Origin of the sequence: uncultured Oscillibacter sp., from assembly GCF_947654275.1 — a bacterium.
GTDB lineage: Bacteria > Bacillota > Clostridia > Oscillospirales > Oscillospiraceae > Oscillibacter.
The window spans coordinates 1-11,379 of record NZ_CANTJS010000071.1 but is presented as its reverse complement, the minus strand read 5'-3'; the positions used below and the strand labels follow the sequence as shown (position 1 = coordinate 11,379).

Annotated in this window: 4 protein-coding genes; 1 reads left to right on the top strand and 3 read right to left on the bottom strand. The window is 61.6% G+C overall.

The window, feature by feature from the left end; all coding sequences use genetic code 11:
* Positions 1 to 174 precede the first annotated feature (174 nt).
* Positions 175 to 1,524: an MATE family efflux transporter gene (locus tag Q0063_RS13330; RefSeq protein WP_297872460.1), complete on the top strand. Its 1,350-nt coding sequence runs from the start codon at positions 175 to 177 to the stop codon at positions 1,522 to 1,524.
* A gap of 84 nt (positions 1,525 to 1,608) precedes the next feature.
* On the opposite strand, the gene Q0063_RS13325 is transcribed toward Q0063_RS13330, so the two are convergent.
* From Q0063_RS13325 to Q0063_RS13315, 3 genes are all read right to left on the bottom strand, one after another.
* Positions 1,609 to 7,779, bottom strand: a complete 6,171-nt coding sequence (locus Q0063_RS13325; protein ID WP_297872459.1) for a DUF5979 domain-containing protein — start codon at positions 7,777 to 7,779, stop codon at positions 1,609 to 1,611.
* Between the two features lie 409 nt (positions 7,780 to 8,188).
* Positions 8,189 to 9,157: a D-2-hydroxyacid dehydrogenase gene (locus tag Q0063_RS13320; protein WP_297872458.1), complete on the bottom strand. Its 969-nt coding sequence runs from the start codon at positions 9,155 to 9,157 to the stop codon at positions 8,189 to 8,191.
* A gap of 45 nt (positions 9,158 to 9,202) precedes the next feature.
* The gene (locus Q0063_RS13315; protein WP_297872457.1) at positions 9,203 to 10,810 is read right to left on the bottom strand and encodes an NAD(P)/FAD-dependent oxidoreductase; all 1,608 of its coding nucleotides are present in this window, start codon (positions 10,808 to 10,810) and stop codon (positions 9,203 to 9,205) included.
* Positions 10,811 to 11,379 lie beyond the last annotated feature (569 nt).

Below are 11,379 nucleotides of genomic sequence, written 5' to 3'. Positions count from 1 at the left end.
CAAACCGATATGCCGGGAGTTCCGCTGACATGATTTTCGCGGCTTCCGCGCCGCTGTTTCGAGTAGATACAGGGGAGACGATGATGGAGCTCAAACCGATATGCCGGGAGTTCCGCTGACATGATTTTCGCGGCTTCCGCGCCGCTATTTCGAGTAGATACAGGAGAGACGTTTATGGAGCTCAAACCGATACAAGTGGAATTCAGCAACCGGGACCTGCGCCGGCTCATTGTTCCCCTGGTGATTGAACAGCTGCTGGCCATCACCGTGGGTCTCTGCGACTCTGTGATGGTTTCCCAGGTGGGAGAGGCGGCGATTTCCGCCGTGTCTCTGGTGGACACGGTAAACGTGCTGCTGGTGAACGCCTTTTCGGCCCTGGCCACCGGCGGCGCCATCATTGCCGGGCAGTATCTGGGCCGGCAGGAGCGGGAAAAGGCCGGCCACTCCGGGACGCAGCTGCTGCTGTTCATGGGGGAGATGTCCCTGCTCATCATGGTGCTGTTCTACCTGGGCAAGGGCTTTGTGCTGAATGTGGTCTTCGGACAGGTGGAGGCGGACGTGGCGGCCTACGCCAATACCTACTATATGATTGTGGAAGCGTCCACGCCGTTCCTGGCCCTCTACAGCGCGGGAGCGGCGCTGTTCCGGGTGATGGGCAACTCCAGAATCTCCATGTGGGTTTCCCTGATGATGAACCTCATCAACGTGACGGGCAACGCCCTGCTGATATTCGGCCTGGGTCTGGGCGTGGAGGGCGTGGCCATTCCCACGCTGGTGTCCCGTGCCTTCGCGGCGGCGGCCATGGTGATGCTGCTGCGCCGTCCGGAGCTTCCTTTGCAGGTGGAGCGCTTCACGCTCCGGCATGACCGGCAGGTGGTGCGGAACATCCTGCGCTTCGGCGTGACCAACGGGCTGGAGAGCAGCATGTTCCAGCTGGGAAAAATCCTGCTGCTGTCCACGGTGGCGGTCCTGGGCACTGCCTCCGTGGCGGCCAACGCCATCGGCAACACCATGGCGACCTTCCAGTGTGTGGCGGGGAACGCCATGGGTCTGGGCATCGTGACGGTGGTCTCCCGGTGCATGGGGGCCGGCAGCTGTGAGCTGGCCCGGTTCTACACCAAAAAGCTGTTGAAGTTCACCTATTTCTTCATGTTTCTCTGCATCCTGACGGTTTACCTGTCCCTGCCTCTGGTGCTGCGGCTCTACAGTGTTTCCGCCGAGGCGGAGGGCTACGCCCGTCAGATCATATGGCTTCACGGCTTCTTCGGGATGCTGGTCTGGCCCCTGTCCTTCACCCTGCCCCAGGCCCTCCGGGCCGCCGGAGACACCCGGTTTACCATGGTGGTCTCCACCGTTTCCATGTGGACCATGCGGGTGGGCTTTGGAATCCTGCTGGGCCGGTATCTGGGCTTTGGCGTGGTGGGCATCTGGATGGCCATGTTCGCGGACTGGTTCCTGCGGATTGCCCTCTTTGTTCCCCGGTTCATGGGCCATCGCTGGGAGAGCATGGGCCTGACGGAGTGATGGGACAGTTCAGCGATATAAAACGCCCCCGGCGTGACCGAATGGCCGCGCCGGGGGTTTTGATGTTTGCCGGGGAGGAGGAGATCAGACCTCCTCGTTTTTCTTCTTCCTGCCAAGCCGCAGAGCGCCTAGGCCCAGAAGAGCGAACAGGGCGGAGAGGCTCCAGGCTCTCGAGGCGTCCCCGGTCTCCGGGATTTCCATAGATCCCAGGGGTACCTCATCCTCCGGAATATAAACGTACTCTTCTTTTTCAGGGTCCCAGATTTTGACGTAGGTTTTGGGAACGCCCTCCTCCCAAATGGTAACGGTGGGCGGGCTGTCGGGATCGTTGGGGTCCGGCAGCTCTGGGTGACTGGGCGGCGTCTCCGGAGGCGTCTCCGGAGGCGTCTCAGGGGGTGTTTCCGGCGGGGTTTCCGGCGGCGGAGGCGTCACCGGGGGAGGCGTTACCGGCGGCGGTTCCGGGGGAGGCGTTTCTCCGCCACCACCACCGCCGCCACCGGGCTTGTCGTTGGTGAAGACCGCCATGTGGCTGCCGCTGATGGTTCCGTCCGAACCGCTGGAGCTGGTAGTATAGCCGTCCTGATTTGCTTCCGCCTCCGTGACTGTATACCGGGTCCCGGCAGGCAGGCCGGTGATGGTGACGGACTGGCCGTGCCGCAGGGTGATGGTCCCGCCGCTGGAGATGGAGCCGGTTTTGCTGCCGCTGTAGGGATAGCTGCCGCCGGTGCTGAAGGTCACCGTGAAGGTGAAGTCCTTCGACCTGTCGCCGCTGCCGGTGACGGTCTTGCTGATGGTGAGGGAGCCGGTTCCGGGAGCCGGTTTTTCCGGTTCAATATAGTTGCTGAAGGCTGCGTCGGCGCTGCTTCCATTGGGAATTGTCCCGGTTTCGCCGCTGGAAGTGGTGGTATAGCCGTCCGCTTTTGCTTCTGTTACGGTGTACTGCGTCCCCACCGGCAGGCCGGTGATGGTGACAGACTGGCCGTGCCGCAGGGTGATGGTTCCGCCGCTGGAAATCGTGCCCTCTTTCGCGCCGTCATAGGAGAAGGACCCGGTCAGTTCCGCTCCCGCCTTATCTTTCAGCGTTACGGTGAACGTGAATTCCTTCGCCCGGTCACCGCCGCCGGTGACGGTTTTGCTGATGGTCAGGGAACCGACATCCGGCCAGGGGGTTTTGCGGTTGCGGAACTGGGCGGAAGAGGTTTGGCCGTCGGCAATGGCTCCGCCCACCGTGCCGCTCTTGGGGAAGACATACCAGCCGCCGGGCGTTTCCTCCACAACCTCAAACCTTGTTCCCTCCGGCAGACCCAGGATGGTGATGCTCTCGTCGTGGTGGAGGGGGAAGGTGTCGCCGCTTTTCAGCGTACCGGCCTTGTCCGTGCCGTAGAACTGGTAGCTGCCGGAGAGGGGTTTCCCGCTGGCGTCGGTGAGGGTCAGCCTGAACCAGAAGTTTTGGGTGTAATCCGCCTCGTTTAGTCCAGTGCCTTCCACATGCTTGCTGATGGTCAGTCTGCCGGTTTTGGTGTCGGGGGTGGTCTGGTCCGTGACCACCACCACGTTCAGCAGGCTGAACAGATTGGTGAGATTGGTTTCTTTCAGATCGTCCTTGTTGGTGTCGGACACCACCGTGTCATAGATAGAGTTGGTCAGCGCCTCATAGTTCTGCCGGACCCTGGCCCGGATGAATCCCTCGTCGGTGACGAAGAAGGGCTTGAAGAACTGTCCGCCGTCCTGGTCGTGGAGACCGTAGTCCACCACGGCGTTTCGGCCGAAATGCAGATTCATGAACCGCAGAATTTTCTGGTCCACGGTGGTCTTCAGCCGCATGTCATCCCAGTCCTGGGGGAGCACGCTTGTGTTCCCGGAGGGCTGGAACTGCCCGAAGGCGGTGATATCCTGGAGGGTGATGTCCACATCGTTGCCCATGGCGTACTGGCGCATGGTTTGGGTCAGACGGCCCACGCCCGCCAGGACGCTGACGCCGTCTCCCGCCTTGCCCGCGTCGGCATAGATGGAGTAGGTGCCCACCACCACGGGAATTATGGTGGGATTCGGATTGCAGCCGTCAGGGGCTTTGATTTCCTTGAGGTAATATTGGGTCCGGCTGGAGTCCGCCCATGCCATGTGGGCGTTGCCTGTGCCCTCGGGCCGGGGAGAGAAAATCAGAATGCCTTCCTGTGAATTCTCCTTCTGCCCGGGACCGGCGATGTTCACCGTGGCGGTGGTTCCCTGAGAGACAGGACTGCCGGTGCAGTTCGGGTTGTCATAGAGTCCGAACACCGCGCCGTTGCGGGGATTGCCGTCCTGGTCGATCTTCTGGACCCACAGCTCCCGCTGCTCGTTGGGTATGTAAATCAGGGAACGGAAATTCCGGTTGAACTGGTCCGTGTTCAGGAAGCTGAAGCCCTTATTGCTGCCGGTATCACTCACAGATACATCCATGATGGCGTTCAATGTCTGCTCTACACCATGGTCGAGGACATACTGACTCAGGGCCTCGTAGCGCAGCTGAGCTGCCGTCTTCCCATCCTGACCCTCCGAAATTTTGATATCCAGCGCCTCCAGTGCGGCGGGCTCAATGATGCCGTAGACCATCCGCATGTTGCCGTTGGAGTCGTTGATCTGGTAACGGCTGGCCAGTCCCGGCAGATCCGCCAGGGTGCCAATGAGGCGCTTGTTTCCCTCGTCCCAGTCAAAATACCAGTTCGGGGTCTTTTCGCTGCTGGCCTGCTTCAATGCAGCCTCCAGAACGGCCCGGCGCCAACTGCCGGCATCGCCCTGCTGGGCGATCTTCACTGCCTCAAAGCCGCCCAGATTGCTGCCGTAGAGGGCTTCCCAGGTCTGGGCCTCCTTCTGGTAGAGCATGGGAACCGCGATGACCAGACCGCCGCTCTGCTTGGCCTCGCTCACCGGTTTCTTAGAATCCGGACTGATGTTGCCGCCTTCAAAGTGTCCATAGGTCAGCCGGCCCACGCCGGTAATGTTGGAGACGGAACAGGCGTAAGCGCCGGTGGTCCAGCGGTTGGCCACGGTGAGCATGGAGATGTCGTTGTCATAGCGCAGCACAAGGTCGATGGGCTGGCTGCGGTAGCCTGCGGGGGTTCTGGTCTCCCGCAGGATGTAATACTCGTCCTGCCGGTCGGCGAAGTTAAAGGGCTCGGTCTTCTTCTCGCCGTTCCGGCTGCTGATCTCCCGCTCAAACAGGGATGTGCCGTCCTCCTTGGTGACCAGAGTGGCAAGAGCGGTGGAACCGGATTTCTGCTGAACAAAGAAGGTATTTCCGTTATGGATGCTGCTGTCCGTGTAGAGGCATTCAATGCCGTTTCCGGAATCCGTCTCCCCCAGGTCTATTGCCGGGAAGAGCTGGAATTCCACGTCTTTCAGCGGCTCGCCGCTCTGGTCCACCTTTTTGATCTGCTGGTAAAGCTGGGGCTGGAGGTTGAAGCGCACCGCCAGGCTGGAGTCATAGTTGCCCCGCTCCAGGAAGAACATTTTCAGGGTGTGGTCCGTGTCGCTGGCGAAGGTGTCTTTGTTGTCACCCTCACCCCAGGCAAAATCATTCTCTTTCCCCGCCGCGGCAAACAGCGCCCTCAGCGTCGTCGTCTCGTCCTTGAGGGCGGCCTTCTCCAGCTCCTCCAGATTCAGGATTTCTTCGCCATCGTTCAGAGGGTCATCCATGTAGGGGAAGCCGTTGGTCTTCCAGCTCTGGCCGATTTTGACTGTACCGTCGGAGAAGTCAATGGTGCCGAAGATTTCGCTGTGAATGCCGCCCAGGTCCAGCACCAGCACGTCGTCGATGAACACCCACACATCGTCGTCGCCGGAGAACTGGAAGGACATGGGCTCCGACAGGGGCTTTCCCTGATTGTCAACACCCATGTTGATGGTTCCGTTCAGGGGCTGGCGGAAATCCACCGTCAGGGTCATGCCCAGATGGTGGTTCATGAAGGTGCCGCCTTTGTTCGTGTAGTTGCTGCTCTGAATGGTTTCATCGCTGACCAGATGGCCGTTCTCGATTCCGGTGAATACGTCGGCCCCCTTGTTGAAGGGGAAGAAGTTGCCGATGCTGCGGCCGCCTCCAAAGTCCTCTCCGTCAAAACGCTTGTCGGTGCGGTCCACCGCCGGGGCGTCATAGAGGATGAATTTGTTGTTTCCCTCATCATACTCGGCAAAGTTCCGCCGGATATCGTAGTAGTAATAGCCCCGGTTGTCCAGCTGGAACAGGCCCTTGACGTCCGTATAGCTCCGTTTATACTCGTTGGAGACATCCGGGTTAAAGAGATAGTCCAGGGAGTCGTCGCCATTCCAGTTTTGAATTACTGTGGTGCTGAGGTTCTGCTTGGGATCGGTGCTGTTAAGGGCTGCGCCGTTTTCGGCGGTGCCGGGACCGCTGAGCAGTTCGTCGCCGCAGAGCATCCAGTCGGTGATGCCCTCGTGGTCATGAATTTGGGAGGTCATATTCTCTGTGTTGATGGTAGGATAGCCATTTTCCAGCACCGGCTTTACAATGCCCTCCATTCCGGCGTATTTCTGACCGTAGGAGACCACCTTCGGATTACCCGCGCCGGCGCCCTTGTTCCAGAATCCGGCGTGGATGTTTCCGTCACCAAAGAGAAGCAGGCGGCCTTTGTTGATGCCATTATCCCAGTCTTTCACGGTCGTGCGTTCCTTGGGTTCACCAGCGGTATTCAGATGATAATCTGACTTGGTAAGAATGTCATTTCCCGTGCTTCCGTCGGTTTGGACCCAGTAGTCAAACAGATTGACGGTGGTCGCCAGCGGGTCCGCGGCGGGGACGGTGTGATCGTCCAAATGCAGGTCCCGGAATTTCAGAGTAACCTTTAGGGTCAGTAGATTTTTGTCCTCGCTGCTGTCGGGTTTTCCAGTAGGGGTGTCGTTTGAGTTAACAATGATGTCATATCCCTTTTTTGGGTCTGTTGCGGCAACAATGGAATATTCCAGGTCAAAAGCAAGCTCTGCCGGCAAACTGCTAAGGTCCCATTTGATGGGCATCTTTCCTATTAAGTTGGTTGAGCTGTCCTCTACGATAAAACCGGCGTTGACCAGATTGTTATTTGCATCTTTCGAGCCCCAGGCTCTGATATATTGAGGGAGACGGGCCTCCATCTGGCGGCGAATGGCGGAGGGACTGGAATTATTTGTAATCCAAATCTCGCATTGATTGCTTTTTGGAATCAATTCTCCATTAGCTGCCACAAACTGCCAATCATTTAAATATTTTTTTACTACTTCGACATACGTCTCCCCGCCGCCCAGGTCCGCCAGCACCTCCAGCCTGAGGGCGCTGTCTGTGAGCACATAGTCCCCGGTGAGGGAGGCGGTGAGGGTATAGCTGCCCTCAAAGGCGCTTTCGGGGAAAGACTCCAGGTTCCAGGCCAGCTCCACGGTCTGGGGCCCCGCCGCCGTTTCAGCGGTGACGGCCCCGGGCAGTGCCTCCGCCAGGGCCTCCCGGGTCAGGGGCTCCTCCTGGCTGACGCCGGGCAGGCCCAGTTCCCAGATGCCTCTTTCCTCGTCCCGGGCCAGGACGCCGTCCTCGTCCGCCCACTGCCACCCGGTGACGCACAGGGCGCACCGATAGCCGCAGGGCGTGGCTTCGCCGGCCTCCGCGTAGCCGCAGGCCTCGTCATGAACATGGCCGCAGGACGTGCCTTCAACAGGCGCGGTATAACCGCAGTCCTCGTCGTGGACATGGCCGCAGGGGATACCCTCCACGGCCTCCGTATAGCCGCAGGCCTCGTCGTGGACGTGGCCGCAGGGGACGCCCTCCGCCGCAGGCGTATAGGCGCAGCCCTCCTGATGGACGACCTCGCCGTCCTCGCCGGCTTCCTGACAGTCCATGTCACAGGGGATTTCCTCCACGGCCCCGGCATAGCCGCAGGCTTCGTCGTGGACATGGCCGCAGGGGATACCCTCCACGGTCTCCGCGTAGCCGCAGGCCTCGTCATGGATATGGCCGCAGGGGAGGCCTTCCCCGGCTTCGGTATAGCCGCAGGCCTCGTCATGGACATGGCCGCAGGGGATGCCCTCCGCCGCCGGGGCATAGCCGCAGTCCTCTGTGTGCTCCGTGTGGTGGGCGCACAGAGTGGAGCCGGGTTGTTCCTCTGCGTAAACGCAGATCGTGCCGCACAGCGGCGCTGTCAGGGCGAGCACCAGGGTCCAGGCCAGGGCCCTGGAGCAAAGCGACTGCCTCTGTCGGGTCCACCGGGACCGGCGCAGCCATTTTCCGCCTCTTTTCATAAAAGTGACCTCCTTGTAAGTGGGTTCGCGGGCGCGCGGGTGGGAAGCACTTCCGTGGACAGCGGCCCCCAAACGCGCCGCGTACCGGTTCCGGCGGCGTTTGGAGGGGGCTTTTCCCTGCGAGCCGAAGGCCTGCGGGGAGCGTATGGAAGAATTCCGTGAAATTACCTGCATTATACATCAGGGCGTTCGACAATGTAAAGGGTTTTTTTGTGAAAAACCCAAAAGCGGGAAGGGATTCAGGGTTTTTGGAAGGGGCGTTTTATTCCAAAATCTGCATGATATACAAAAAATTCAAAAAACTGTAAGAAAATGGCGGAAGCCCCTTGGGGGCTCCCGCCTGGAATGAGACCCGGTCCCGTGGAACGCTCCCGAAAGGGACGGAAGGCACGGGGGAAAGAAACAAACCTCAGTAGCCGCGCCGGCGGTCCACCAGCTGAGCCAGAGGCCGGCCGGCGGCATAATTCCGAAGGTCGGCGCAGAACATCTCCACGTTCACGTCACAGGTGTAGCCCAGGGTCATGTTGCCGGAGATGTGGGGGGTGAGAATCAGGTTTTTCGCGGTCCACAGGGGGTGGTCCGGAGGCAGGGGCTCCGGCTCCATCACGTCCAGGGCCGCGCCGCCCAGACGGTCGCTGTTCAGCGCCTCCACCAGGGCTTCCTGGTCGATGGCGCTGCCCCGGCCCACGTTGACGACAAAGGCCTCCCGGGGCAGCAGGGCGATGCGCTCCCGGTTCAGAATATGGCGGCTCTCCGCCGTGCCGGGAAGAGCCATGATGAGGTTTTGGCTCCGGGGCAGCACCTCGTCCAGCCGGGAGATGGGCAGCACCTGGTCAAAGCCCTCCCGGGGGCGGCCGCTGCGGCTCAGGCCGGTGATCCGGGCGGCTCCCATGCCCCGGAGCCGCTCCGCCACATTCACGCCGATGTTGCCCGTGCCCAGAATGGTGAAATTGGAGTCCCGGATGGAGCGGATGGACAGCTGGTTGTCCCAGCGCCTGGCCTGGACGATTTCCTCGTATTCCGGCATCCGGCGGAAGAGCATCAGCAGCACCATTACTACGTGCTCGGAAATCGTAACGCCGTAGCCGTTGGAGTTGGTGAGAAGACACTCCGGATTGGCGAACAGGGCGGGGTTTTGGCAGTAGGGGTCGACGCCGGCGTAAGAGCAGCAATACCATTTCAGCGCGGCGGGAGCGGACTGGAGCAGCTCCGGACTGTGGGCATAGAGGATTTCGCAGTTTTGCAGGCAGGCCCTGGCCTCCTCAAACTGGTCCGGGGTAAAGAAGTGAGGGACGAAGCCGGTTTCGGCGGCGGTTTTCTCGATCTGCGCCCGGTGGGCGCCGGTCAGGAATTCCAGGCAGATGCAGATTTGTTTCATGGCAAGCCTCCTGTGTAAATCGGTGGAAGGTGAAAAGAGACCCTGTCAGGGCAAGGATTCACAGCCGGATGAAAGAAGCAGCTCGGCACAGCGCATTCCGTCGGCGGCGGCGGAGAGAATGCCCCCGGCGTACCCCGCCCCCTCGCCGCAGGGATACAGCCCCCGAAGGGCGGACTGGCCGTTTTTACCTCTGAGGATGCGGACAGGGGAGGAGCTGCGGCTCTCCACGGCGGTGAGGACGGCGTCGGGGTGGTCATAGCCCCGGAGCTTCCGGCCCAGGATGGGCAGGGCCTCCGCCAGGGATTCCGCCACAAACGGGGGCAGGCAGTCCCATAGATTTGTCCAGACCACGCCGGGGCGGTAGCTGGGAAGGACCTTTCCCGGTCCCGCCGAGGGACGTTTCAGCAAAAAGTCCTCCACCCGCTGGGCGGGGGCCCGGCAGCCGCCGCCCGCCAGGGCATGGGCGTCCGATTCCAGTTTTCTCTGGAAGGCCACGCCTGCCAGGGGGGCCTCCGGCCCGCCGCCGAAGTCCTCCGGCGTGACGCCCACCAGCAGACCGCCGTTGATGTTCTCCAGGTCCCGGGCAAAGGCGCTCATGCCGTTGGTCACCACCTGCTCCGGCTCCGAGGCGGCGGCCACCACCTGTCCGCCGGGACAGACGCAGAAGGAAAACACGCCCCGCCCGCTGGAGAGATGACAGGATAGTTTATAAGAGGAGGCGGGCAGGCCGGGATGTCCGGCGAACTGCCGGTACTGGGCGGCGTCGCAGTCCGCCTGCCGGTGCTCAATGCGGACCCCTACGGCGAAGGGCTTGGCCTCCATGTCCACGCCCCGGCGGCGGAGCATCTCAAAGGTGTCCCGGGCCGAGTGGCCGGGGCAGAGAATCAGGTTCCGGCAGGGGAGCTCACAGGGCCCCTCCGGGCCCTCCACGGTGACGCCGGTAAGCGCGCCGTTTTCGACGCGCAGGTCTGTCAGGCGGGTTTCGAAGCGGATGGACGCCCCCAGGGACAGCAGCTTGCGCCGCAGGTTTTGCAGGGTGGTGTAGAGATAGTCCGTGCCGATGTGGGGCTTGGCGTCAATCAGGATGTCCGGCGGAGCGCCGCACTGGACGAACTGCTCCAGAATGAAGCGGTGCCGGGGGTCTTTGGTGCCGGTGTTCAGCTTTCCGTCGGAGAAGGCCCCGGCGCCGCCCTCACCAAACTGGACATTGCTGGCGGGGTCCAGCGTACCGGTGGACCAGAAGCGCTCCACGTCCTGCCGCCGGGCCTCCACAGGCCGGCCCCGCTCCAGCAGCAGGGGCCTCTGGCCCGCCTGGGCCAGCACCAGAGCGGCAAACAGCCCCGCCGGTCCCGCTCCTGTCACAATGGGGGGAATCTTCGGAGGCGGCAGGGGAGCGGGCAGGCGGAAGGCCGGGCCCGGTTCCCAGCGGCTGACCTTTTTACCGCGGCAGCGCCGGAGAATGTCCCGCTCCTGTTCCGCCTCCGCCGCCACGGTGAAAATCCATGTCACGTCCTCCCGGGCGTCGATGCTGCGGCGCAGGATTTCCAGATTTCGAAGGCGCTCCGGAGGAACCCGCAGGACTCTGGCCGCCGCCGCCCGGAGGGCGGTCCCGTCCCCACCGGGGGAGAGCCGGATGTTTTCAATGCGCAGCATGGGCAGGCCTCCTTTCACCGGATTTGCCGGTGGATGAGGCTATTTTACCACAGATTTCCGCCTGAGGGAAGCCTTTTATAGCAGCCTTCACAATTGCTTCCAGCGGGCCGCCGAGGGCGGCGTCCCCTACACACCGCTGTAGGGGTCGGCCCCCTGGCCGACCCCTTTGCCGGAAATTTTGACGCTTGCTATAAATAAAGAGTGAGCGTCCTCCGGCGTGTTGTACAGTCAGCACAGCTGAAAATCAGCAGATACCGATTTTCAAACAGCGGCAGAGCCGCTGGCAGGTAAATCCCCTGTGCTGACGATGAAGTTTACCGCAGTTGAAAAGAAGCCGATGCTTCTTTTCAACTGCGGTGACTATATCAGGAGGAGGTGACGGCCCTGCGCCTGACCCCTGCAAAAACGCCCGTAGCGGCGGGCCTCTGTGTCCGCCTGCTCTCCCGATTGTGCCGGGCTTCCGGCAGATGGGCTGGGACAGTCTCCGCGAAACACCTTCCAACGGGACGCGCCCCGCAGGAAAAACGCGCAGGAAAAACGCGCAGGAAAAACGCGCAGGAAAAACGCGC

Bases quoted from the DNA above. Each gene is read 5' to 3' on its own strand.
- Q0063_RS13315 (WP_297872457.1), bottom strand. From the start codon at position 10,810: ATGCTGCGCATTGAAAACATCCGGCTCTCCCCCGGTGGGGACGGGACC.
- Q0063_RS13320 (WP_297872458.1), bottom strand. From the start codon at position 9,157: ATGAAACAAATCTGCATCTGCCTGGAATTCCTGACCGGCGCCCACCGG.
- Q0063_RS13330 (WP_297872460.1), top strand. From the start codon at position 175: ATGGAGCTCAAACCGATACAAGTGGAATTCAGCAACCGGGACCTGCGC.
- Q0063_RS13325 (WP_297872459.1), bottom strand. From the start codon at position 7,779: ATGAAAAGAGGCGGAAAATGGCTGCGCCGGTCCCGGTGGACCCGACAG.